This is a genomic window from Thermonema sp. (assembly GCF_026003375.1).
GTDB classification, from domain to species: domain Bacteria; phylum Bacteroidota; class Bacteroidia; order Cytophagales; family Thermonemataceae; genus Thermonema; species Thermonema rossianum.
In genome coordinates this window covers 298,426-324,285 of the sequence record NZ_BPHD01000003.1, presented here as the reverse complement: position 1 = coordinate 324,285, position 25,860 = coordinate 298,426, and the positions used below count along the sequence as shown (strand labels likewise).

The 25,860-nt window shown below is 49.2% G+C and carries 17 protein-coding genes and 2 tRNA genes; 15 read left to right on the top strand and 4 right to left on the bottom strand.

The features are described from left to right. Positions 1 to 30: 30 nt before the first annotated feature. From rpsB to QVE43_RS11050, 8 genes are all read left to right on the top strand, one after another. Positions 31 to 828, top strand: a complete 798-nt coding sequence (rpsB, locus tag QVE43_RS11085; RefSeq protein WP_038030026.1) for a 30S ribosomal protein S2 — start codon at positions 31 to 33, stop codon at positions 826 to 828. Positions 829 to 966: 138 nt separating this feature from the next. Next, positions 967 to 1,794: a translation elongation factor Ts gene (gene tsf / locus QVE43_RS11080; protein ID WP_288007146.1), complete on the top strand. Its 828-nt coding sequence runs from the start codon at positions 967 to 969 to the stop codon at positions 1,792 to 1,794. 157 nt (positions 1,795 to 1,951) lie between these two features. Beyond that, positions 1,952 to 4,723 (top strand): leucine--tRNA ligase, encoded by a 2,772-nt coding sequence (gene leuS / locus QVE43_RS11075; protein WP_288007144.1) that lies wholly within the window; start codon positions 1,952 to 1,954, stop codon positions 4,721 to 4,723. A 76-nt stretch (positions 4,724 to 4,799) separates the two neighbouring features. Continuing rightward, a complete protein-coding gene (locus QVE43_RS11070) occupies positions 4,800 to 5,504 on the top strand; it encodes a polysaccharide deacetylase family protein (protein WP_288007142.1) in 705 nt (234 codons plus the stop codon). 90 nt (positions 5,505 to 5,594) lie between these two features. Further along, entirely contained in the window at positions 5,595 to 7,094 is a 1,500-nt protein-coding gene (gene cysS, locus QVE43_RS11065; protein WP_288007140.1) for a cysteine--tRNA ligase, read from the top strand. 86 nt (positions 7,095 to 7,180) lie between these two features. Further along, positions 7,181 to 8,215: a M28 family peptidase gene (locus QVE43_RS11060; protein ID WP_038030033.1), complete on the top strand. Its 1,035-nt coding sequence runs from the start codon at positions 7,181 to 7,183 to the stop codon at positions 8,213 to 8,215. Next, entirely contained in the window at positions 8,202 to 9,011 is an 810-nt protein-coding gene (locus QVE43_RS11055) for a DUF481 domain-containing protein (RefSeq protein ID WP_288007137.1), read from the top strand. The genes QVE43_RS11060 and QVE43_RS11055 overlap by 14 nt, the downstream gene beginning before the upstream one ends. A gap of 281 nt (positions 9,012 to 9,292) precedes the next feature. Further along, complete coding sequence (locus QVE43_RS11050) at positions 9,293 to 10,570, top strand: amidohydrolase family protein (RefSeq protein ID WP_288007136.1); 1,278 nt, start codon at positions 9,293 to 9,295, stop codon at positions 10,568 to 10,570. An 868-nt stretch (positions 10,571 to 11,438) separates the two neighbouring features. Here QVE43_RS11050 and QVE43_RS11045 read toward each other — a convergent pair. Further along, positions 11,439 to 12,755 carry a TldD/PmbA family protein gene (locus tag QVE43_RS11045; RefSeq protein WP_038030043.1) on the bottom strand — a complete coding sequence of 439 codons (1,317 nt, stop codon included), beginning with the start codon at positions 12,753 to 12,755 and terminating at the stop codon, positions 11,439 to 11,441. 19 nt (positions 12,756 to 12,774) lie between these two features. Continuing rightward, the gene (locus tag QVE43_RS11040; protein ID WP_288007135.1) at positions 12,775 to 14,421 is read right to left on the bottom strand and encodes a TldD/PmbA family protein; all 1,647 of its coding nucleotides are present in this window, start codon (positions 14,419 to 14,421) and stop codon (positions 12,775 to 12,777) included. Between the two features lie 206 nt (positions 14,422 to 14,627). On the opposite strand from QVE43_RS11040, the gene QVE43_RS11035 reads away from it, so the two are divergent. Together QVE43_RS11035 and QVE43_RS11030 are read left to right on the top strand one after the other, a co-directional pair. Continuing rightward, entirely contained in the window at positions 14,628 to 15,053 is a 426-nt protein-coding gene (locus QVE43_RS11035; RefSeq protein WP_038030046.1) for a nucleoside-diphosphate kinase, read from the top strand. A 147-nt stretch (positions 15,054 to 15,200) separates the two neighbouring features. Next, the gene (locus QVE43_RS11030) at positions 15,201 to 16,415 is read left to right on the top strand and encodes a hypothetical protein (RefSeq protein WP_288007132.1); all 1,215 of its coding nucleotides are present in this window, start codon (positions 15,201 to 15,203) and stop codon (positions 16,413 to 16,415) included. A 66-nt stretch (positions 16,416 to 16,481) separates the two neighbouring features. Here the strand turns inward: QVE43_RS11030 and QVE43_RS11025 are convergent, their stop codons facing one another. Beyond that, a complete protein-coding gene (locus tag QVE43_RS11025) occupies positions 16,482 to 18,764 on the bottom strand; it encodes a bifunctional (p)ppGpp synthetase/guanosine-3',5'-bis(diphosphate) 3'-pyrophosphohydrolase (RefSeq protein WP_288007130.1) in 2,283 nt (760 codons plus the stop codon). 104 nt (positions 18,765 to 18,868) lie between these two features. Between QVE43_RS11025 and QVE43_RS11020 the strand changes: the two genes are divergently transcribed. Together QVE43_RS11020 and tig are read left to right on the top strand one after the other, a co-directional pair. Continuing rightward, positions 18,869 to 18,950 (top strand) — tRNA-Leu (locus QVE43_RS11020). A gap of 136 nt (positions 18,951 to 19,086) precedes the next feature. Next, the gene (gene tig, locus QVE43_RS11015; protein ID WP_288007128.1) at positions 19,087 to 20,517 is read left to right on the top strand and encodes a trigger factor; all 1,431 of its coding nucleotides are present in this window, start codon (positions 19,087 to 19,089) and stop codon (positions 20,515 to 20,517) included. A gap of 137 nt (positions 20,518 to 20,654) precedes the next feature. On the opposite strand, the gene QVE43_RS11010 is transcribed toward tig, so the two are convergent. Beyond that, entirely contained in the window at positions 20,655 to 22,478 is a 1,824-nt protein-coding gene (locus QVE43_RS11010; protein WP_288007126.1) for an ABC transporter ATP-binding protein, read from the bottom strand. 123 nt (positions 22,479 to 22,601) lie between these two features. Here QVE43_RS11010 and QVE43_RS11005 point away from each other — a divergent pair, with 123 nt between their 5' ends. The 3 genes from QVE43_RS11005 to QVE43_RS10995 all read left to right on the top strand — a co-directional run bounded on the left by QVE43_RS11005 (position 22,602) and on the right by QVE43_RS10995 (position 25,436). Next, positions 22,602 to 24,446 carry an MBOAT family protein gene (locus tag QVE43_RS11005; protein WP_288007124.1) on the top strand — a complete coding sequence of 615 codons (1,845 nt, stop codon included), beginning with the start codon at positions 22,602 to 22,604 and terminating at the stop codon, positions 24,444 to 24,446. Between the two features lie 11 nt (positions 24,447 to 24,457). After that, on the top strand, positions 24,458 to 25,186 hold the full coding sequence (locus QVE43_RS11000) for a hypothetical protein (protein ID WP_288007122.1): 729 nt from the start codon (positions 24,458 to 24,460) through the stop codon (positions 25,184 to 25,186). 159 nt (positions 25,187 to 25,345) lie between these two features. Beyond that, positions 25,346 to 25,436, top strand: a tRNA-Ser gene (locus tag QVE43_RS10995). The last annotated feature ends 424 nt before the right edge of the window (positions 25,437 to 25,860 follow it).

The following is a 25,860-nucleotide window of genomic DNA, read 5'->3' as shown; positions in this document are numbered from 1 at the left end:
AAACTGCTTACTTATAAATACTCTTGGAATATGGCAAAAAAATTGGAATATAAAGACTTATTGGCAGCCGGGGTGCATTTTGGTCACTTGAAACGCAAGTGGAACCCCAAAATGGCACCTTACATCTTCATGGAGAAGAACGGCATCCACTTGATTGATATCAACAAAACCTTGGCAGCCCTCGACGAGGCTTCCAAAGCGTTGAAAGGCATTGTGCGCAGCAACAAAAAAATCCTTTTTGTTGCTACTAAAAAGCAAGCACGCGAAATCGTGGAGCAAGTGGCAAAACGCACCGGCATGCCTTACGTAACCGAGCGTTGGTTGGGCGGCATGCTTACCAACTTCTCTACCATTCGCAAGTCTATCAAGAAGCTCAACAGCTTGGAAAAGCTCATGAAGAGCGAATCTTACGAAAACCTCACCAAGCGTGAGCGCTTGATGATGCAGCGTAAAAAAGAGAAGATGGAAAAAGTATTGGGCGGTATTTTGGAAATGAACCGTCTGCCCGGTGCGCTCTTCATCGTGGACATCCGCCGCGAACACATTGCTTTGGCAGAAGCCAAGCGCTTGGGTATTCCCGTATTCGCTATGGTGGACACCGACTCTGACCCCACCAGCGTGGACTACCCCATCCCTGCCAACGATGACGCCTACAAGTCTATTGACTTGATCGTGAACTATATTGGCGACATCATTGAAGAAGCGCAGCAAGAGCGCAAGCAAGAAAAAGAAGCGCAAAAGCTGCAAGCAGAAGAAAACAAAAAACGTGCGATGGATGAAGGTGCCGACGTAGAGAACGCACCCGAAAGCCATGACGAAGAAGAATAAGTCGGTTTTCTTCTTTTCACACCGCACACGTTCTTTTGCATATAAAAACATGGCTGCCCATCAATTTCACGTTGATGGGCTTGCCTTTTAAAATACAGTACCCGGTTTTTAACTATTTCATAAAAAACGCATAATACTATGGCAATCACAGCACAAGACGTAAACAAACTGCGCCAAATGACAGGCATGGGCATGATGGACTGCAAAAAAGCCCTGCAAGAAGCCGAAGGTGACTTCGACAAAGCCATTGAAATCCTTCGCAAAAAGGGTGAGAAAATATCCCTCAAGCGCGCCGATAACGAAACCAAAGAAGGGGTTGTATTTATCTACAACACCGGTACCGAAGCAGCTGCTTTCGCTTTCAGCTGCGAAACCGAGCCCGTAGCCAAAAACACCGAATTCCGCGGCTTGGGTGAGGCTATCCTCGAAGCAGTGAAAGCAAACAAACCTAAAACAAAAGAAGAAGTAGAAAACTTGACTTTGCCTTCAGGACAAACCGTAAAAGAAGCCATCACCGAGTTGATGGGTAAAATCGGCGAAAAGCTGACCATCAGCGACTATGTGTTCTACACCGGCGAGCAAATTGTTGAGTACTTGCACAGCAACGAAAAAGTAGGTGTATTGGTGGTGTTTGAAGGCGTGAATGGCGCCGATCTCAGCGAAACCGGCAAAGACATTGCCATGCAAATCGCTGCCATGAAGCCCATCGCCATCGATAAAGACGGTGTGGACCCGGCTATTGTAGAAAAAGAGTTGGAAGTAGCACGCGAGCAGGTACGTCAAGAAGGTAAGCCCGAAGAACTGGTTGACAAAATTGCTCAAGGCAAACTGAACAAGTTCTTCCAAGAGCATACTTTGTTGAATCAGAAATTCGTAAAAGACGACAAAAAAACGGTTGCTCAGGTATTGAAAGAAGCAGCCCCCAACGCCAAAGTAGTTGCCTTCAAGCGCTTGGCCATTGCTTAAGGCTGTTTTGGTTTAGGAAAACTATCCGGCGGTGCACCCCTCGTGCACCGCTTTTTTTAATTCTTTGCCCACCAAGACTTTCATCGCTGCGGGGCTTTGTTTCAGCCCCAATCTATTTGTAACTTTGCCCCCTGATTCATAGACCATCAAAACAGATATGAAAGGATATACACCCGCCGAGATAGAAAAAAAATGGCAACAGTACTGGGATGAGCAACAGGTTTACCGGGTCGATGAAATACCCGGTAAACAGAAATTTTATGTGCTCGATATGTTCCCCTACCCTTCCGGTGCCGGCTTGCATGTAGGCCACCCGTTGGGCTATATCGCCAGCGATATAGTAGCCCGCTACAAGCGGCACCAAGGTTACAATGTGCTGCACCCCATGGGATTCGACTCCTTTGGCTTGCCTGCCGAGCAGTATGCCATACAAACCGGACAGCACCCGGCCATCACCACCGAAAAAAATATTGCCCGCTATAAAGAGCAGCTGCGTGCCATTGGCTTCTCCTATGACTGGAGCCGCGAAGTGCGCACTTCCGACCCCAAATATTATAAATGGACCCAATGGATATTCCTCCAGCTCTTCGGTTCATGGTACAATAAACAAACCGACAAAGCCGAGCCCATCGAAACACTCATTGCCCACTTTGAAAAACAGGGCACCCAAGGGCTGAATGCCCACTGCAGCGAAGACACCCCGCAGTTTAGCGCCGAAGAATGGAAGGCTTTCGACGAGCGCAAAAAGCAAGAGATATTGTTGGACTACCGCCTGGCCTACCTCGATGACATGACCGTAAACTGGTGTCCGGCTTTGGGCATGGTGCTTTCCAACGATGAAGTAAAAGACGGCGTGTCGGAACGTGGCGGGCATCCCGTAGTAAAGAAAAAAATGCGGCAGTGGGCACTGCGCATTACCGCCTACGCTGAACGCCTGCTGGAAGGGCTCGAACGCATCGACTGGTCGGAGGCCATCAAAGAGATGCAACGCAACTGGATAGGCAAATCCTATGGCGCCGAAGTCAACTTTCCCATACAAGGGAAAGAAGACATGGCCATTAAAGTATTCACCACCCGCATCGATACTATTTTTGGTGTTACCTTCCTGGTATTGGCGCCCGAGCACGAACTGGTAGAGAGCATCACCACCGAAGCGCAGCGTGCCGAGGTGATGGCCTATGTAGAAGAAGCCAAAAACCGCTCGGAACGCGACCGCATGAGCGACGTCAAGCATGTGTCCGGTGTCTTCACCGGCGCCTATGTGGTGCATCCGTTCACCGGTAAGCCCATCCCCGTATGGATAGGCGACTATGTGCTGGCAGGTTACGGCACGGGGGCAGTAATGGCCGTGCCTTCATCTGACGACCGCGATTTCCGCTTCGCCAAACATTTTGGCCTGCCCATCGTTCCGGTTATTGAAGGCACCGAAACGCTCGAAAATCCCACCGAGATCAAACATGGGCGTCTTATCAACTCGGATTTCCTAAACGGACTCGACTGGCAGGAAGCCATCGAAAAAGCCATAGAAGAAGTTGAAAAACGTGGCTTGGGGCGCCGCCGCGTGCAATACAAGCTGCGTGATGCCGTCTTTGCCCGTCAGCGCTACTGGGGCGAACCCATTCCCATTGAATACCGCAACGGCATCCCCTATGCGCTGGATGAAAAATACTTACCGTTGGAATTGCCACCCATTGACAAATACCTGCCCACCGAAGACGGCGACCCGCCTTTGGGACGCGCCGAAAACTGGGTAAGTCCCAACGGCTACCCCTTGGAACTGAACACCATGCCCGGCTGGGCAGGCTCTTCGTGGTACTTCCTGCGCTATTGCGACCCCCACAACGAAGAGCGCTTCGCTTCGCCCGAAGCTATCGACTATTGGAAAAATGTGGACCTGTATATAGGCGGCACCGAACACGCCGTGGGGCACTTGCTTTATGCCCGCTTCTGGACCAAGTTCCTCTATGACCGCGGATGGATTCCCTTCGATGAGCCCTTCCAAAAGCTCGTGAATCAGGGCATGATTCAGGGGCGCTCAAACTTCGTGTATCGCATTAAAAACACCAATACCTTTGTGTCTTACGGTCTCAAAGACCAATACGACACCGTACCCATGCATGTGGATATCAGCTTGGTGCACAACGATGTGCTGGATACCGAAGCCTTCCGGCGCTGGCGCCCGGACCTTGCCGATGCCGAGTTTATTCTGGAAGACGGCAAATATATCTGTGGCTACGAAGTAGAGAAAATGTCAAAATCGCGCTACAACGTAGTAAACCCCGACGACATCGTAGCCGAATATGGTGCCGACACCCTGCGCCTGTACGAAATGTTCTTAGGCCCCTTGGAACATTCGAAGCCTTGGAACACCCATGGTATCGATGGCGTCTATCGCTTTTTACGCAAAGTATGGCACCTCTTCTTCGATGAAGAAGGGCAATTGATAGTAACCGATGAAACCCCGACCAAAGAAGAGTTGAAAGTGCTTCATCAAACCATCAAGCGGGTCAGCGAAGACATTGAGCGCCTTTCGCTCAACACACCGGTGAGTAGCTTCATGGTGCTTACCAATGAGTTGCAGCGGCTTGGCTGCCACAAACGTGCCATCTTAGAGCCTTTTGTGGTGTTGCTTTCGCCTTATGCTCCGCACCTTGCCGAAGAACTATGGCACGCCTTGGGGCACAACACCTCGGTGGTAGATGCCCCCTACCCCGCATATAACGAAAGCTATTTGGTAGAAGACAGCTTTGAATATCCGGTATCCATCAATGGCAAGATGCGCACCAAAATCACTTTGCCCTTGGACATGCCCAAAGAAGAGATAGAACAAGTGGTTTTGCAAAACGAAATCGTACAGAAATGGGTCGATGGCAAAACCCCGAAAAAAATAATCATCGTTCCCAAGCGCATCATCAACATTGTGGTATAAATCAAATTCGAAGTGGCGCAGTTTTTGCGTCACTTCTTTTGTTCCTTATGGTCGTACTGCTTTGAAAACCAATCCTATGCCCTTCTTTCGTACCCCTACTTTTTTGCGTCGCGCTTTCCCTTCTTGCTACTGGCAGGTGCCGTATAAACACACGCAACGCCCTACGCTTTATTTAACTTTCGATGACGGCCCCGTGCCCGAAGCAACCCCACAAGTGCTCCGCATCCTTGACCAATATAATATCCGGGCTTCCTTCTTTTGTGTGGGCGACAATGTGCGCAAGCATCCCTCCTTGTTCCGGGAAGTGCTACAAGCAGGCCATACCGTAGGCAATCATACCTTTCACCATGTAAAAGGATGGCATACGTCACTTACTGCTTACTTGAAAGAAGTGAGCCTGTGCCGTCAAATCATGGAAGAAACTGCCGGCACTGCCCTGCCGCGCCTGTTTCGTCCACCTTATGGGCGCATCAGTCCCAAGCAGCTGCGCGCACTGCGTCAGCATTATGCCGTGGTGATGTGGGATATTCTTACCCATGACTACGACCCACGCCTGCAAGCCGACGGGCTGCTGCCCCAACTGAAACCTCTGTTGCGCGATGGCAGCATTTGGGTCTTTCACGACAGCATCAAAGCATATCCACGGATGATACGCCTGCTGCCGGCCATCATAGAAGCAGGGCTGGAACGCGGCTTCTCTTTCGCCACCCTTGAAGAAGGTCTGGCACCGGCACTTACGGCATTGGCACTGCCTGCTGCCTATCGTTACGAACCCATGTAAAGCAGTCAAGGCATAGCACAGGCGCTTCCCTTACGAAGCGCCTTTTTTTTCTTAGTTTTGTCATTCAAAAATACGAAACCGCAAAAAACCATGAGTCAACCGCAGAAGCTATATTTTTTCAATACACTGACCAAGAAAAAAGAGTTGTTCGAGCCACTGAACCCTCCTTTCGTGGGCATGTATGTGTGCGGTCCTACGGTGTACAACGATGCCCACTTGGGCAATGCCCGCCCCGCGGTGGTTTTTGATGTACTCTACCGTCTGCTTCAGCATATGGGCTACAAAGTGCGTTATGTGCGCAACATTACCGACGTGGGGCACCTCACCGGCGACAGCGACCACGGCGAAGACAAGATAGCACAGCGTGCCAAGCTGGAACAGCTCGAGCCCATGGAAGTGGTTCAGCGCTATACGGTAAAGTATCACCGCGTGATGGACTGGCTCAATGTGTTGCGTCCAAGCATTGAACCCACGGCTACCGGTCACATACTGGAACAGATAGAAGCAGTACAGCGCATCATAGACAAAGGTTGGGCATACGAAGTGAACGGCTCGGTTTATTTCGATGTGCCCAAATATGCACAAAGCCACCCCTATGGCGAGCTTTCGGGACGTGACCCCGAAGAGCAAATGGCCAACAGCCGCGACAACCTCGAAGGGCAAGAAGAAAAGCGCCACCCTGCTGATTTTGCCCTTTGGAAAAAAGCCAACCCCGAGCATATTATGCGCTGGAACTCACCTTGGGGCGCCGGCTTCCCCGGTTGGCACCTTGAATGTACTGTCATGAGCACCAAATACTTGGGCGAAACCTTCGATATCCACGGGGGCGGCATGGACCTGGTGTTCCCCCACCATGAGTGTGAAATAGCCCAAGCCAAAGCAGCCAACGACGGCAAGCCGCCGGTGCGCTACTGGTTGCACAACAACCTCATTACCATTGAAGGAAAGAAAATGAGCAAGTCGCTGGGCAACTTCATCACACTTGAAGAGTTGTTCAGCGGCAACAGCCCTCTTATTTCCCAGCCCTATACCCCCATGACCGTGCGCTTGTTCTTACTGCTGGCACATTACCGCAGTACCCTCGACTTCTCGGACCAAGCGCTGCAAGCCGCACGCAAGGTGTATATCAAGCTGCTGAATGCCATCCGTGACTTGAAAAAAATGCACTATCCCGAAACGACGGGCGAACACAACGAAAAACTCGAAAAAGAAATCGCCCAAGGTTTGGACAAGGCGTGGGCTGCCCTTTATGATGATTTGAATACGGCACTCTGCCTTACCCATCTTCAAGCCTTGGTAAAAAAAGTGAATCAGTTCCGCACCAATCCACAAGCCATCGGGCAAGTAGCCCCCGAAATATTTGCCCGCTTGCAACAGGAAATGCCCCTGCTGTGGGAAGATATTTTGGGCATGAAAGAAGAGCGTCCCGAAGCTTTTGAGCCCTTGCTCGATATTATACTGAAGCACTACGCAGAAGCCAAAGCCCAAAAGCAATACGACAAAGTAGATGCCATCCGTGCCGATCTGAAGACCTTGGGCATTGCCGTGCGTGACAGCAAGCAAGGCATCGACTGGGCTTATGAAGAATAGAATAGAATAAAAACAAAGCCTGCCGGTGGAGCATGTCCATCCGCCGGCAGGCTGTTCAAGCAAAAAAATATAAATGTCTATTTGTCATGAAACGATATTTTTCCCTTTTCATTCTGCTTGGCTTATGCTGTGCTTTGTTCGCCGGCTGTGAGCAAAACAAGCAGCAAAGCCGCCAAGAGCAAAAAAAGCCATCCATCACCCTCAAACAAACCCCTTCTTTCAGTGCCGACTCCGCTTATGCCTACATCAAAGCACAAGTAGCGTTTGGTCCCCGTACGCCCGGCTCGGCCGCTCATGATGCCTGTGGGCGCTGGCTCTATGAAAAATTGCAAAATTTCGGGCTGCAAACACAAATGCAAGTATTCGAAGCAGAATCGTTTGACGGAAAGACCTACATAGGGCGTAATATCATTGCCAGCTATCGCCCCGACATACAACGCCGCATCTTGCTTATGGCACACTGGGATACCCGTGCTTTTGCAGACAAAGAGACGGCCGACTCTTTGTGGCGCAAGCCCATAGACGGCGCCAATGACGGGGGCAGTGGTGTGGCCGTATTGCTGGAAGTAGCCCGTCTGCTGGCAAGCCATCAACCGGCAGTAGGTGTTGATATTGTTCTTTTCGACATGGAAGACAACGGACTCCCCGAGTTCATAGATGAGTTCGAAGGCAACCCCTCTGTCTATTGGTGCCAAGGCTCGCAGTATTGGGCAAAAAACCCACATGTACCTAACTACAGTGCTTACTACGGAATTCTGCTGGATATGGTAGGTGCACAAAATGCGCGTTTTTACAAAGAACCATATTCCATGGAATATGCCCCTCAAATAGTGGAAAAAGTATGGCAGATAGCTCAAATGATGGGCTACGGGCATTATTTTGTCAATCAAAAAGCAAATATGAGCTTTGGCGGCATTTTGGACGACCATTTCTATGTGAACCGCGATGCCAAGATTCCAAGCATCGATATCATCGATTATCAAGACGGCTTTGGCGACTATCACCATACTTTAAAAGACAACCTGTCAATCATCGATAAAAACACATTGAAAGCAGTAGGCGATGTGGTGTTACAGGTGCTTTATCAAGAGATTGTACAAGAGAAAAATGCACAGCAATAAATTCCTCCTTTGTATTTTATTTTGCTTTTTGTGGGGCAGCTTCCCGGTGAACGCTCAAATACTGAATATAGAAAAAGAACGGCTGCTGCCCGACTCTGCCAATTACTGGTTGCTGAACCTGGGCACTTCTTTGGGTCTTTACAACCGTTCGGCACTCGACGACACCCCCTTGCGCTACACTTCGGTGCGGGGCAACCTGGACGTGTTGCGCGCAGGGCAAAAACATCTTTATTTGCTTTTGAACCAATACAGCTATCTGAAAATCAACGATGCCGAGTTTTTTAACTTTGGCTATACACACTTGCGCAGCAACCTCTTCTGGCAGCGCACATTGTCGTATGAGCTGTTTGCACAGTGGCAGGTAGATAAACTGCGCGGCCTGCAGGAACGTTACCTGGGCGGTGCCGGCATTCGTTGGCGCTTGCTCGACACCCCCCACCATCACATATTTGTGGGCATGGGCTTCATGGCAGAGCGCGAGCGCTGGCAACTCAGCGATGCAAGCACACGCTACGAAGCCAATCCTTTTTTCTGGAAGTCATCCAACTATATTCACTGGCGTGGACAAATCTCGCCTACCGTCAAAACGGTCATGGCGGTCTATTACCAAACAGGCTATGACGACTCGGTAAGCAATTTCCGCCACCGGCTTAGTGGCGAGCTGCACCTCAATTTTCCTATTTCTCAAAAGCTGAAATTCAACACTTCATTTACTGCTTCTTACGAAAGCCTGCCACTGATTCCCATCACTCCTTTTATTTATCAGTTCAGCCAAGGGCTCACTTTGAGTTTGTAAACCGGCATGCCATATCGAAATTTCTTCATATCACGGCGTCTTTGACAGGCGCCGTTTTTTTGTAGGCTGTCGTGCGCCTTCAGCAGACGTGTTTCCGGTTCAAATTGTACTTCTTCCATCAAAAAGAGCAGAAGTCCAATATTTTTCAATCGAGATCAAAGCCTGTGCAAAAATATATATCGTACATCTTTCGGCAGAATACACACTTCAGTTCAAAAATAAAAAAACAGTAAGCCGCTTTTTTTTTATCTTCATCTGGTAGAAACCAAACCCGTATAAACATGAAACAGCTGATTACCCTTTTACTCTTGTGCTGGGGGCTGGGCAGCGCCTTGGCTCAAACCACCCTGCTGCATTGTGGGCACCTGCTCGACGTCAAAAAAGGCAAGTGGCTCGAAGGCGTCACGGTGCGCATCGAAGGCAATACCATTCGCGGCATAGAAAAAGGCTATGTAGCCCCCAAGGCGGGCGAAAAGGTCATTGACCTGCGTAGCCGTTATGTGCTTCCCGGCTTGATGGACATGCACGTGCACCTCGAGTCGGAAACTAATCCGCACAATACGCTCGAGCGCTTCATACTGAACCCCGCCGATATCGCCTATCGTTCGGTAGGTTATGCCCGCAAAACGCTGATGGCAGGCTTCACCACCGTGCGCGACTTAGGTGGCACAGGCGTCAATATTTCACTACGCAATGCCATCAATGCAGGCCTGATAGACGGACCGCGCGTGTTTACCGCCGGCAAGTCCATTGCTACTACAGGCGGCCATGCCGACCCTACCAACGGTTACCGCAAAGACCTGATGGGCGATCCCGGTCCTTATGAAGGTGTGGCCAATGGTCCGGATGAGTGCCGCAAAGCCGTACGACAGCGCTATAAGAACGGCGCCGACCTCATAAAAATCACGGCTACCGGTGGTGTTTTAAGCCTTGCCAAAAGTGGCACAGCCCCGCAATTCACCGATGAAGAGCTGCGCGCCATTGTGGAAACTGCCCGCGATTACGGCATGAAAGTAGCCGTGCATGCCCATGGTGCCGAAGGTATGAAAAGAGCACTGCGCGCCGGCGTGCATTCTATTGAGCACGGCACCTATATGGACGACGAAGCCATTGAGCTCTTCAAGAAGACAGGCGCCTATTATGTGCCTACCATCTTGGCAGGACGCACCGTTGCCGACTCAGCCAAAGTGCCCGGCTACTATGCCCCCATAGTGGTGCCCAAAGCCTTGGCGGTAGGTCCGCAAATACAAAAGACTTTTGCCAAAGCCTATAAGGCCGGCGTAAAAATCGCTTTTGGCACTGATTCAGGCGTGTCGGTGCATGGGCTCAATGCTATAGAGTTTGAGTTGATGGTAGAAGCAGGCATGCCCCCTCTCGAAGCCATCCGTTCGGCTACACTGAATGCTGCCGACCTGTTGGGTGTCAACAACCTCGGCAGCATAGAAGCAGGCATGCTGGCCGATGTGATTGCCGTAGAAGACAACCCATTGGAAAACATTTCTACCTTGCGTAAGGTGGTTTTTGTGATGAAAGACGGCAAAGTGTATAAGCAAGAATAATCAGTGCACAGGGGCATGTCCCCTGTTTTTAATTACTTCTCCATGTCGATCCATGCTCTTTTTTCACCACACCTCTGTGGCACTCTGCGCCCTCTGTGGTGAGTGTTTCTTTTTCTTTACCACAGAGAACACAGAGGGGCACGGAGTATAACCCATTCCTCTGTGATACTCCGCGCCCCCTGTGGTGAGTATCCTTTTTCTTTACCACAGAGAACACAGAGGGGCACGGAGTATAACCCATTCCTCTGTGATGCTCTGTGCGCCCCTGTGGTGAGTATCCTTTTTCCTTACCACAGAGAACACAGAGGGGCACGGAGTATAACCCATTCCTCTGTGATACTCTGCGCCCCCTGTGGTGAGTATCCTTTTTCCTTACCACAGAGAACACAGAGGGGCACGGAGTATAACCCATTCCTCTGTGATACTCTGTGCGCCCCTGTGGTGAGTATCCTTTTTCCTTACCACAGAGAACACAGAGGGGCACGGAGTATAACCCATTCCTCTGTGATACTCTGTGCGCCCCTGTGGTGAGTATCCTTTTTCCTTACCACAGAGAACACAGAGGGGCACGGAGTATAACCCATTCCTCTGTGATACTCTGTGCGCCCCTGTGGTGAGTATCCTTTTTCCTTACCACAGAGAACACAGAGAGACGCAGAGACATCTCGCTCTCTTTCGTAAGAACTATTTTATAACGGCTTTATATTTCAATTTGGCACTCCACTCCTGCCGGATTTGCCCTTGATGATTTACCAAGCACAAAGCCTATATCCGGTTCTTTTCATGGCTTTTTCCAAAAACAAAAACCCGGCAAGGACGAATGCTTACCGGGCTTTGAAGGTGTCACACGGACTTGTGTTATTTGGGGCTATATAGCATCGGAAAGGCTGGTAAAGGTGAAGTCACGAATCTTCATAGGCGGCACCAGGCTGCCGTTGATGCGCTGAGGTTTGCCCAGCTCCTCCAGATTGTTGAGCATGATAACAGGGCTTTCGTTGAAACGGAAGTTCTTCACCGGGAACATGATTTTTCCGTTTTCTATGTAAAAAGTGCCGTCGCGTGTCAATCCCGTATAGAGCAAAGTTTGGGGATCGACCGTGCGGATATACCACAGGCGCGTTACCAAAATACCACGCTTGGTAGAGCGAATCATCTCTTCTATACTCTTGTCACCGCCCAGCATGATGCCGTTGGCAGGTGGCGGAATGGCTTTCACGCCTTTTTTGGCAGCCCAATAACGCGAATAAAACACGTTTTGCACTACACCGTTTTTCACCCAATATACTTTTTCCCGGGGGCGCCCGTCGCCTGCCCAAGGTGAAGCGGGCACTTCCGGATGCGCCGGGTCGGAATAGATGGTTACGCGCTCGTCGAAAAGCTTTTCCCCTACGCGTGTGCCACCGCCCGGCTTACTCAAGAAACTGCGCCCCTCGTCGGCACTGCGTGCATCCATGTTGGAAAGCATGTTTTGCAGCAGGTCCACGGCTGCCGCCGGCTCCAGAATCACGGTGTATTTGCCCGGCTCCAAAGCTTTCGGATTGCGCGAATCCAATGCCTTTTGAGCAGCAATGCGGGTGGCTGCCTCTATGTCGAACTTGGCTACATCGTTGAAGTCCTGTACCACATAGCCCGAGCCGGTGCCGTCGGTAGTGCGCACTGTCAGTGAAAAATCCACGCCTGTGGAACGGTTGTAGGCAAACAGGCCCTTCGAGTTCATGAGTGCCGAAAAGCCGGCATTATCTAAAAAGAAGCCGGCGGCAATCAGGTCTTTGTTTTTACAATAAGCAATGCTTTTGCCGGCCACGTCGGCGCGGTAGTCGGCAGTAATTTGTGCCGTGCGGTCCACGAAAGTGGGGGTTTCAATGTATTGCTGCGGCTCAAGCACCGGCATATGCTCGGGGTTCTCGGGTGCCAAACGGGCCAGCTCTTCGGCACGCCGCACCGCCTTGGCAATGGATTCGTCGTCGAACTCATTGAAGGTTACCGTGCCGGAGCGCTTGCCAAAGTAGGCAGTAAACGAAGCCCCCAGGTTTTCTACTTGCCCACTGGTGGTTACGGTATTGCGGGCATAGCGTATGTTGCCTTCCTGCCCACCGCTCAGGCTGGCTTCGCACTCATCGGCTTTCGAGTAGGATATGATTTTTTCAAGCAACTGCTTGGCTTCTTCTTTTGATAGAATTCTCATAGTCGTTTGCGGCTTTAAATTAAATCTTACGAGCTGTGTTGATGACATTCACGCCATTGAAGCGGGTGGTGGCGCTTCCGTGCGATACCGAACTAATTTGCGAAGGCTGTCCTTTGCCATCGAAGAACGAACCAAAGAGACGGTAGTCTCTTTCATCACAAATGGCTGCTACCGAATTCCAGAACTCCTGTGTATTGGACTGATAAGCCACATCATTCACTATGCCGGTAATTTTACCGCCCTTGATTTCGTAAAAGACCGTTCCGCCGAATTGGAAATTGTAGCGCTGCTGGTCTATAGAGTAAGAGCCGCGCCCGGCAATGTAAATGCCTTTGTCCACGTCGCGAATCATCTCATCCACGGAATAGGGCTTTTTGCCCGGCTCCAACGATACATTGGGCATGCGTTGAAATTGAACGGAACTCCAGCTGTCGGCATAGCAGCAGCCATGCGACTCTTTGTGCCCCAAGATATGTGCCTGGTCACGGATGGCCTGATAATCTACCAGAATGCCGTCTTTTACCAAATACCATTTCTTGGTTTTTACCCCCTCATCGTCATATCCCACGGTGCCCAAGGCATAAGGCTGGGTTTTGTCGGCATAAAGGTTGACCAGCTCATTGCCGTAATTGAAATTACCTGACTTCCATTTGTCGAGGGTGGCAAAGCTGGTGCCCGCATAGTTGGCTTCATAGCCCAGCACACGGTCAAGCTCGAGGGGGTGCCCCACCGACTCATGGATGGTAAGCCCCAAATGATTGGGTTCCAAGACCAAATCATATTTTCCCGGCTTAATGGAAGGTGCCTTCAACATTTCCTTGGCTTGAATAGCCGCCTGTGTGGCATCTTCTATCATGTCGTAGTATTGGTAGTACATGGTCATGCCGGTGCCTTCGGGTCCTTTGATTTTGCCTTCGGGGCGGGCAGACAAATACTCGTAGCCCATGCCCATGGGGGCACTCATTGCCTGGCGGCTCTTGAACTTACCTTCTTTGGGATCGATGGCCGTAACGTTGAAAGTAGGCCATATGCGGTGAATGTCCTGGTCCACGTAGTTGCCGTCGGTAGAAGCAAAATATTTTTGCTCATTGACTATAAAAAGTGCCGAGTTCACAAAGTTGGCGCCGTTTTTCATAGCAGCGGCATTGGCACTCAATAGTAGTTCCACTTTTTCGGAAATAGGCACCTCCAAGGCATTCTTTTCGATGGGAGTTTTCCACGACACTTCGCCGTAAGTAGGCACAGGTGCCAACTGCACGGGCTCGGTCTGATAACGTGAATTGGCTTTGGCTATGGCCACGGCACGCTCTGCCGCCCGCTTCACGCCATCGGGGGTGACCTCATCAGTAGCGGCAAAGCCCCAAGTGCCATTCACTATCACACGAATGCCCACGCCAAACGACTCGGTGTTCACGATGTTTTGCACCTGCGCCTCACGTGTGAAGATGTACTGGTTCAGCGAGCGCTGAATGCGCACATCGGCATAGGTGGCTCCGCCTGCCTTGGCAGTGTTGAGCACAATATCAGCCAATTTTCTTTTGTCGGCTCTGCTCATGCGTGGCATCAACAGAGCTTCCAAGGGCACAGGTGTTCCCATCAGTGGGATGGACAACAAGGAAGCACCTAAGCCCATTCCTGCCAGTTGTATAAATTCTCTCCGTTTCAAGGTAGTATTTAGTTTGGTTTACACTCAATTTAAAAAAACTTCATTTCATGTAACGAAACGGGCTCAACATTTAGTATGCCGGTAAGGCAATATGGTGTGCCCGGTATCTCTCTTGCTCATACAACTTTATGATTAAGTTTATTATAGTTCTGTTTTGAAATGCCTGTTGAAATGTGCACTTTTGCAAGCGAAAAAAAAGAAAAGAAATGGCTGGAAAACGTACATTCTCTATGATTAAGCCCGATGCCGTAGCAGCCGGCAACAGTGGGGCTATTTTGAAAATGATTGAAGAAGCTGGTTTCCGCATCGTAGCAATGAAGATGACCCGCCTTACTCTTGAGCAAGCCGGTGCTTTTTATGCAGTGCACAAAGAGCGCCCCTTCTATCAAGACCTTTGCCAATACATGTCTTCGGGTCCTATCATTGCCTTGGTGCTTGAAAAAGAAAATGCAGTCGAAGACTTCCGCAAGTTGATTGGGGCTACCGACCCTGCCAAAGCAGAAGAAGGCACCATCCGCAAGTTGTTTGCCAAGTCAATTGAAGCCAACGCCATCCACGGCTCTGACTCCGACGAAAATGCAGCCATCGAAAGCGCTTTCTTCTTCTCTAAACTTGAAGAAGTGAACGCCTAAGGGCTTGTACATACAAGTAGCTTACACCTTATAAGCCGTACTGCCATGGTACGGCTTTCTTTTTTCATTGATGCTCATCATTGGAAAGCCTTCGCAAACTTTCTTTATTTACTTTTTGAGTAAAACCATTGCATCAAAAAAAGCCCCATGGATTTTTTTCAGAAAGCGTGGCGCCTAAGCGGTGGCATTTTGGTGGTGGCAGCCCTCATAGGGGTGGTGCTTCGGTTATATCCCTTCTATTCATTTGATTTTGTGTACAAACATTTGCTGCATGCCCACTCTCATGTGGCAGTGCTGGGGTGGCTGTTTGCCGGTTTTTACTTGTTTATGGTTTGGCTGTTTGTGCCCGAAACCGCGCAGGTTCCCTTCCGCCGCTTGTTTTACGCTATGCAGTTGGCTGTTGCCGGCATGCTTTTCACTTTCCCGGTACAAGGATATGGCCCGCTGTCCATTCCTTTTTCCACGCTGCATATACTGCTTTCTTATGTAGCCATTTACCGCTTGGTGCCTTTTATACGCACAGCCAAGCAGGCGGCGGTGCTGCGCTACGGCAGCCTGTTGGCACTGGCTTTTCACTTTTTGGCTACGCTGGGCACCTGGGCGCTGGCAATAGTGATGGCCAAAAAGCTCAAGCAAACACCTGCTTATGACCTGTCCATCAAGTGGTATTTGCACCTCGAGTTTCAAGGATGGTTTTTTATGGCTGCTTTTGTGGTAGCTGCTTACTTTTTATTGCGTCAAAAAACCAAGCTGCATGGCTGGCGCATAGCCCTGTCGCTTTGGGCACTGGCTGTTTTGGGCAGCTACAGCCTTTATCCTGCATGGCACGGCATTGCCATCGAACCATTGATGTTGGTTCACCGGTTCAGTGTTGCTGCCGAAATGATTGCAAGCATCTGGTGGTTCCGCCAAATATGGCGCAGCAGGACTTACCTCCGCGCCCGCACACCTTCCCGGCTGTTGATGGCTATTGCCTTGCTTGCGTTTGCCGCACGGCAGTGCATAGTGGCTATGTTGTGGCACGAGCCGCTGGCTTTACAAAGCATGGGCTACCGAAGTGCCATCATCGGTTTTTTACACCTGATGCACCTGGGCATATTTACACATGTGCTGTGGGGATGGGCAAGCAGCCTTTTTGCGGTCAAGCGGCTGCCTTTTTACATAGGCTTGGGCTGTTTTCACTTGGGCTTTGGCTTGCAAGAGTTCTTGTTGTTCGCACAAGCGCTGCCGCTTATCGGGCAACAAGGGCTTTTTTTATCGCCCCGGTGGTTGGCCGGTGCTGCCCTTCTGTTGGCTTTGGGCAGTGCCCTGCTTATTGCCTCTTTTTCGAAAACCAATCATAAAAAGCTCCAAACTATTTAGCCCCACCGGGCTTTGAAAAGCCTTGGTGGGGCCGGTTCTTTGCTGTTGAGCAGGCATTTGTTCTAACTAATAATCCAAGCGTTTCACCTCTTCCACGCCGGGTATGGCCTTCAGCTTTTCTATCAGCTGTTTCAGGGCTTCGGTATTGGCCACCATCACCGTACAGGTGCCTTCAAACAGGGTGTCGCTGGTGTCAATGGCAATGGAACGCATGTTTACCTTCAGGTCGTTGGATATTACTTTCGACACATCGTTGACGATGCCCACGCGGTCGGTGCCTTTGATGTATAAGCCCACCAAAAACGATTCTTCTGCTACCGACGCCCACGTGGCTTTTATTACACGGTTGCCATGCTTCGAAAGCAATTCCGTGGCATTGGGGCAGGTAGTCCGGTGAATTTTGATGCCTTCGTTGGCAGTAGCAAAGCCAAAGATTTCATCCCCGGGAATGGGGTTACAGCATTTTGCCAAGGTATAAGGCACATGCATGTAGTCATCGCCAATGAGAATGCTGTCGCTTGGCTGTTTTTTCTTGGGCGGCTCCGGTTGCTCTACGCCGTCTTTGTTTTCTTTTTTTACAGGCATCTGCTGCACCTGCCCTTTCCGTGCCCCCTTGGTCTCCAATATTTCTTTGAAGCGCTTGAGCTCCGTAATGGGCAGCTCGCCGCTTCCTATATCATAAAACAGGTCGGCTACGGTCTTCTCATTAAAGAAAGCACGCATTTGCTCATAGGTGCGATCGTTGCACGGAACGCCCCACTGTTGCAGTTTTTTATTGGCCATCTCCCGCCCCAACTTCATGAAAGCCCGCTTTTCCTCGCGCAGGGCTTCCTTGATTTTATGCTTGGCTTTCGAAGTCTTTACAAAACTTAGCCAATCGATACTGGGTTTTTGTTTGGCAGAAGTGAGAATTTCTACCTGATCGCCGTTTTTTAGTTCGTAGTTGATAGACACCAACTTGTTGTTCACCTTCGCCCCAATGCAGGTTTTGCCTATGTCGGTATGTATTTCGAAAGCAAAATCGAGAGCAGTTGCGCCTTGTGGCAATACTTTCAGGTCGCCTTTGGGGGTAAAGACATAGATTTCATCGCTGAAAAAGTTGCTCCGGAAGTCGTCGATAAACTCAATGGCACCGGTGCCATTTTTTTCGAGCAGCTCACGCACACGGTTGAGCCACATTTCCAGCCCGGTTTCAAGCGACTGCTTCCCCCCTTTTTTCACCTGCACACCCGATTCTTTGTAGCGCCAATGCGCGGCGTAGCCCCGCTCGGCGATGTCATCCATGCGGCGTGTCCGTATTTGCACTTCTACCCACTGCCCGGTGCGGCTCATGACCGTCGTGTGCAAAGACTCATAACCATTGGCACGGGGCGTGCTTATCCAGTCGCGCAGGCGGTCCGGGTTGGGCAGGTAAAAATCCGTGACTATGGAATACACCTTCCAACAGGCCGCTTTTTCTTGCTGGGGCGGCACGTCATCAAGAATGATGCGAATGGCGAAAAGGTCATAGACCTGTTCGAAAGGTATTTTCTGTTTTTGCATCTTTTGATAAATGGAAAAGACGGACTTCATCCGCCCTTTGATTTCAAACTTATAGCCTTCTTCCTTCAGTGCTTTGCGAATGGGGCGTATAAAATCACGGATAAACTTATCCCGGCTGGCTTTGGTTTGTTCTATCTTTTCCACTATTTCGTTATACACCGAAGGACTGGTATAACGCAAATACAGGTCTTCCAACTCCGATTTGATAGAATACAAACCCAAGCGGTGCGCCAAGGGCGCGTAAATATAGATGGTCTCCGAAGCTATTTTCAATTGCTTGTGCTTGGCCATGCTTTCAAGCGTGCGCATATTGTGCAGGCGGTCGGCTATTTTGATAAGAATCACGCGCACGTCTTCGGCAAGTGTGAGTATTACCTTTTTGAAGTTTTCGGCTTGGGAAGAGGTAACACTATCTTCCACATCGGTAATTTTGGTGAGGCCGTCAATGATGCGGGCTATTTTACTGCCAAACTCCCGCTCTATTTCTTCCAAGGTAATGTCTGTGTCTTCCACCACATCGTGCAGCAAAGCGGCGGCAATAGAGGTAGCCCCCAAGCCCATCTCTTCCACACATATTTGGGCTACTGCCAAAGGGTGAAAAATATAAGGCTCGCCGCTCTTACGGCGCATGTCTTTATGCGCCTCGGCAGCCATTTTAAAAGCCCGCTTAATCAAGCCGGCATCCCCTTCTTTCAAATAGGGCTTGGCAATGCGCATCAGCTTACGATAGCGCTTCAAAATTTCACGGCGTTCTGCTTCTTCATCTATGCCGTTCAAGTTAGGTTTATTGGTTTCGATAGGCTTCATATGGAATAGAAAAAAATTTAGTGCATACCTATTGCAATATAAAAATTTTGCCTAAATTTGCAATCCAATCGACAGAAAACAGCCCTGTGGTTGAGCAAGGGAAGGCGGGTGTGGCGGAATTGGTAGACGCACTAGACTTAGGATCTAGCGCCGCAAGGCGTGGGGGTTCGAGTCCCTCCACCCGCACAAGCAAGCGTAAGGCGCAAACAATGGTTTGCCCTTATGAAACGAAAGTAACAATACACAGCGAAGCCCTCGCCGGTTTGTACGGTTGAGGGCTTTTAACTATGGAATCAATGGTTGTACCAAAATAAGTAGCGCCTTGGAAATCAAATTTGAAAAACAAAATCCTACCTTAGGGCACCTGAGCGTAGTCTTGGAAAAAGACGATTACATGCCCGCAGTAGAGCAAAAGATTAAAGAGTACAGCAAAACGGCTGTTATCAAGGGTTTTCGGAAGGGCAAAGTGCCTGCATCGCTCATCAAAAAGCTCTACGGTAAAAGTATCTTGGCTGAGGAGGTATATCGCAAGGCAGTGCAAAGCATGTATGACTACATACGCGAACAGCAGCTGCCTATGGTAGGCGAGCCTCTGCCCAAAGAAGACGCCGACTTAAGCCTGGACCTCGACAACCCGGGCACCTTCACCTTCGACTATGAGGTGGGCTTGCACACCGAAATCAACTACAAAGACGTAGTAAACAAAGACACCCAACTGGATGCCTACAAGGTGGAGGCTACAGACAAAGACATAGAGGAAGTCATTGAGAACCTGCGCAAACAATTTGCTCAGACCGAGCACCCGGAAAGCAGCCAAGAAGGTGACTTCCTGTATGGCAAGATAGAAAGCATCGTGGAAGAGGGCAGCGAAATAGAGCCTATCGTGATGGACAACACCGCGCTGCCGCTCAATCAGGTAAAAGAAGAAGCGCGCGCGCAATTTGTCGGCTTGAAAAAAGGCGATGAAATTACCTTTAAGCCGGATGTGCTTGCCGACGACAAGATGGCAGGCTACCTGCTGGGCATCTTCGAAGAAGGGCGCGTAGAGCAATACAAGGACGTTGAGTTCCGCTTTACCATCACCGACATTGTGCGCCAGGTACCGGCCGAACTGAACGAAGAGTTGTTCAAAAAAGCACTGCCCAACCGCGACGACATTAAGGACGAAGCAGCTTTCCGCGCCGCTATCAAGGAAGAAATCGAAAAGATTTACGAGAAAAATACCAACGACCTGCTGGCTGACAGCATTGCCGAAACACTGCTCGAAAAAATAAAGATTGACCTGCCGCACGACTTCCTCAAACGCTGGCTCAAAGCCAACAACGAAAGCTTGAGCGAAGAGCAAATCGAGCAGGAATATCCTCGCTTTGAAGAGTTTTTGCGCTGGTCGCTCATCAAGCAAGCCATTGCCAAAGACGAAAACATAGAAATAAGCGAAGAAGAAATCTTCGAGGAAGCCAAAGCGCGCTTACAGCGCATGTTCGAGCAGCAAGGCTTGCCGCTGCATATGATGAATATTGACTTAGATGCCATCACCCGCCGCTATCTCATGGACGGCGAGGGCAAAAACTATCGCGAAGTGCGCGACGAAGTCATGCAGCGTAAACTGATTGAGCGCATCAAAGACAAAATATCTTTGAATGTGAAAACCATCAGCACCGACGAATACAAAGCGTTGGTGGATGAAATCAACGCCAAGCAAGAAGAAAAAGCCAAGAAGCTGGCTGAAAAAGCCGCTCAAAGCGCTGAATAATCACACATCCATCAAGCATCACACACAGCCCTTTGCACGATGCGCAAAGGGCTGTTTTTTTTTTTTGGCTTAGCCGGCGTTGCGAAGATGTTCCCGGAAAACCGGGCAGTGCTGCGGGGCAAAACTGCCCGCAGGGCTTACAGTGCCTGCATCTCTACCAAGCGCTTATAAAGCCCTTCGGGCTGCTGTATCAGGCTTTCATGCGTACCGCGTTCCACAATGCGCCCCTGCTGAATCACCAAAATTTCGTCGGCTTCTTGAATGGTGCTCAAGCGATGCGCAATCACCAAGGCCGTGCGGTGCTTCATCAGCTTATTGAGTGCTTCTTGCACCAAGCGCTCCGACTCCGTATCCAAAGCTGAAGTGGCTTCATCCAAAATCAGAATATCCGGATTGCGCAGCACTGCCCGCGCAATGCTGATGCGCTGGCGCTGTCCTCCCGAAAGCTTTACGCCGCGGTCGCCTACTACTGTTTGGTATCCTTCGGGCAACGCCACAATAAAATCATGTGCATTGGCAATGCGTGCTGCTTCCTCTACCTGCTCGGGCGTTACGTTCATTCCAAAAGCTATATTGTTGAAAATGGTATCGTTGAAAAGAATAGACTCTTGCGTAACGATGCCCATTTTGGCACGCAGGCTTTTGAGCGTATAATCCCGCAAGTCGACACCGTCCAGGGTAATCCGTCCGCCCGTGGGGTCATAGAAGCGTGGAATCAGGTCGGCAATGGTTGACTTCCCCCCGCCTGACGGACCTACCAAAGCAATGATTTTACCTTTGGGAATGCTAAAGTTCAGGTTCTGGAGCACAGGCACGCCTTCTTCATAGGCGAAAGACACCTGCTCGAAGCGTATTTCTTTTTCAAACACCTTCAACTCCTTGGCACCGGCTTTGTCTTTCACAGCCGGCTCGGTGTCTATCAGCTCAAAAATACGCTCTGCCGAGGCCATTCCACGTTGTACGGCACTCACGGCATTGCCTATCTCTTTGATAGGCTTGGTAACCTGGGAAAGCACAGCCAAGTAACCCAAAAATAGCGGGGCAGAAATGGATTGCTCTACCAAAATGAGGCTTCCGCCATACAACAACACACCGCACATGACCGCTACCCCCATGAACTCGGAAACCGAAGGTGCCAATTCGCGACGGAAGGCGATTTTCCGTACAAAATGACGATACTGCCAGTTTTCTTTGTGAAACTTCTGCTGCATATAGTCTTCGGCATTGAAGCCTTTGACGATGCGAATCCCACCAAATGCCTCATCAATCACGCTGGTCAAGTTGCTCAGTACAGCCTGCAGGCTCATAGCCGAATGGCGCAACCGCTTGATGATGCTTCCTATCATCAAGCCCGACACAGGAATAAACAGCAAAACAAAGAGGGTCAGCTTCACAGAAATAGAGAACAGTACGGTAAAAGAAATAATCAAGATAAAAGGCTCTTTAAGAAATGCCTTCAAAGAGTTAGCCACGGCATACTCCACCTCTATCACATCGGAAGTGATGCGTGTAATCAAATTTCCTTTTCTTTGGTTGGAAAAGAAGTCCAAATGCAGGCGTACCACATTGCGAAACACATCGTCACGCAAACGCGCCACCAAATCGGCACGCATGCCTTCCAAAATACGCTGTGTGAAGTAACGGAAGGTATTGGATAAAAACACAGATACCAACACGGCACCACACACAAACTGCAGGGCACTTAGTTTGCCCTTGGCTTGCAAGAAATGCGACAAATAATAATTGAACAAGTCGGCAAAATACTGCGTAGATAATTCGAAAGCCGGCAGTTGCTCTACCACATTCAAAGGTTTGTCGTAAAAGAGCACTTCCAGCAGCGGAATCACGAAGGTAAAATTGATGACACCAAAAAGGCTTCCAAAAAATGAGCTCAGGAAGAAAGGAACAACGTAACGGCTTACAGGGCGCAAATAGCCCAATAATCTCCAATAGGTTTTCATGATGGTTTTGCTTCATTTGAATGCACAAAGCTACAAAAAGGCTATTGAAGATGTCGCTTTTTTTAGTAGCTTGCATGCGTTTTTCACTTATTGTAGCTCATCCGGTTTAGACTTATTACAATTATGTTGGATTGGACAAACCTCATCAGCCAAGCATTTGTATATAACCCGCAAAAGCCCCTGATTTTTACCACCGCTTTATTTTGGATTTTTTTTGGTTTTGTCTTGCTTACCTATCAATTTATTTACAAAAGCCGGAAACTAAAGATTGTATTTCTCACACTGTTCAGCTTGTTTTTTTACTATAAATCCAGTGGCTTTTATTTTCTGCTGCTTATTTTCAGCACCTTGGTAGATTACAGCATAGGCGAGCGTATTTACCGCAGCCGTAATCAAACACTGCGTACCTTCCTGCTGGTGGTAAGTTTGGTTGTAAATTTAGGCTTGCTGGCTTATTACAAATACGCTTACCTGCTCACCGACTTTATCAACTACTTGTTTCAAACAGACTTTAAAGCCATAGACTACCTGGCCCTAACTATCAACCGGCTGACAGGTACCGACTTGGATTATACCTCTATTTTTCTGCCGGTCGGCATTTCGTTTTTTACCTTTCAGACCATCAGTTACTCGGTTGATATTTATCGCGGCAAATTGGAACCGGTCAAGAGCATCGTCGATTTTGCTTTTTATGTGTCCTTCTTTCCACAATTGGTTGCCGGTCCCATTGTGCGTGCTTCGGAGTTTGTACCTCAAATATACCGGCCCTACCGGCTCAGCAAAGAGCAATATGGGCACGCCTTGTTTTTAATACTGAACGGCTTGGTAAAAAAGATGCTTATCTCTGACTACATTTCCATCAACTTTGTGGACCGGGTGTTCGAAAGCCCTGCCAGTTATACAGGCTTGGAAAATCTGCTGGCGGTTTACGGCTATGCCCTTCAAATTTACTGTGACTTTTCCGGATATACCGATATCGCCATAGGCGTAGCTTTATTGCTGGGATTCCAACTGCCGTTGAACTTCAATTCCCCCTACAAAGCACAAAGCATTACCGACTTTTGGCGGCGCTGGCATATTTCCTTGTCTTCGTGGCTGCGCGACTACTTGTACATACCGCTGGGCGGCAACCGCAGCGCCTCGCTGTTCACTTATATGAGCGTGCCCTTGAGCCTGTCGCTGCTCATGCTTGCCGAGCGTATGCCTTGGGAAAGTTTTATGTGGTTGTTTACCTGCCTCTTGCTGTGGCTGGCTTGGTATAAGAGCGGCGTGGCTTGGCTGGGCTATATAGGTACCCACCTGGTGTTACTCCTGGGTATTTATGCTTTTTATCTGCAGGTCTGGAGTAGTGGTGTCTTGTGCGTTGCCATTGTGGTGGGGTGGTGCCTGGTGCTGCTTCGCCCTGAAAAAAGCCGTGCTATTGCCAACTATTTAAACCTGATGCTTACCATGGTATTGGGGGGCATTTGGCACGGAGCACACCTTCGCTTTTTAATATGGGGCTTCTTGCATGGCTTGGCCTTGGCTATCCACAAACTTTGGATGGAAATACGCCAAGGCGACAGCAAAGAGCGGCCTGCACATGGGCTTTATCGCTTCTTTGCGCAGTTTCTTACCTTTCACTTTGTGTGCCTCTGCTGGATTTACTTCCGCGTCAATGATATTCCCGTAAATGAAATGCTCACTTTGTCGGCTATGGATATTGCCCGGCAAATGCTGCATCAAATCGCCTTTAACTTTCAAGCTCAATTGTTGCCCGAAGTCATTCAGAGCTACCGCCCGGTTATGCTGCTCATGTTATTGGGTTATGCCGTGCACTGGCTGCCGGCGCAATGGAAGCAGCAGGTAGAAACGCGCTTTATTGCCTTGCCTGAGATTGCCAAAGCCGTTGTTTTCGTGCTGGCAGCCCTCAGTATTTACCAAGCCAGCACCGCCGATGTACAGCCGTTTATTTATTTTCAATTCTAAATCATACATTTATGCTTCGACACACTCGTCTTCTTTTTTTACTACTTCCTTGGTTAATTGCCGGATGTAGTCTATTCAAAAAAGCAATTATAGACGCTCCGCCTGATGGACATTACTTGGTCGTGCAAATGGGTAAGCAAAAAGCAGAGCAAAAGCATATGTACGTCAAGTCCGAGCAGGAAACAATTAAAATGTACGGTTTGAATCAGAAGCAAACTACTTGGGAAATAGACACCACCTCTGTATCGCGGATATCCTTACCGGAAGAGCTCCCCGATAACAGCCACCAAACCTGGATGCTCAAACAAAATCACTTAGACATCGATCTATTGAGTCATCCTATCAAGCTAAGGCCGGCTCAAAGTAGTCTCCCCGCCCAATTAAATGCAGAAGTAAATGCTGCCATTTATATAGGATATCGAAGCGATAGATATCTGCTTACTTATAAACCTACTCTATTCAACAATTATAAACGCCACCTTCACCACTGGGCATATTCTATAGGTATGTTTTCCGGATTAGGAAATGCCTTTATATCACCGACTACCACCCATTTTCTTTTACCACAAGAATATGATGGCATTGTGTGGAGCAATGGCATCACGCTGCTGTTTGCAGTAGATAATTTCACTTGTGGCATCTCTTTTGCGACAGATCATCTGCTGGATTTGAACAGAAGCATATGGGTATACCAAGGCAAATTGTGGGCAGGGCTTGCATTGGGTCTTAATCTTAACTAGCCTCTTTTTATAGGCCTATTCAATAAAGTATAAAAAACAATTTGTAAGACAATATCGCTTTCTAAGACAATATCGCTTTCAAAGTCTGTAAAAATATTGCTTGCAAATGTTGACTCTTTCAAAAAAAGCATCTACATTTGCATCACCATTCGAAAGCACGGAGGGTTGGCAGAGCGGTCGAATGCGGCGGTCTTGAAAACCGTTGTGGGTGATGAGCCCACCGGGGGTTCGAATCCCTCACCCTCCGCCAAGCCAAAAGGACAGTCACAGCGGCTGTCCTTTTTTGTTTTTCACGGCCTCTATTTAGGTCACCTCTCAAACACAAGTGACAAGGATACACAGCTTAGCAGCCCCAAAGTAGCCTTGTTGCGCCTCACATTTCAAGCTGCCTTTGGTATAGTATTTGCCCATTCCTGACAACGGAAAAAGGAAAAAAATAAAGTTACCTTTATTCCTATTGCCGTATTTAATAGTAGAAAAGGTAAAAAAACATCAGAATACCCAATCAAAATTTGGCAATTTCATTAAAATTTATTACATTTGTTAACATAACAAAAAGCAAAGGAGGGCATTATTATGAAAGCTCCATTTGGAAATCCGTTCGCTTCACCCTTTGGTTCGCCTTTTGGCAGCCCATTTGGGAATCGCCTGTAATCAAAGGGATGATACCCACA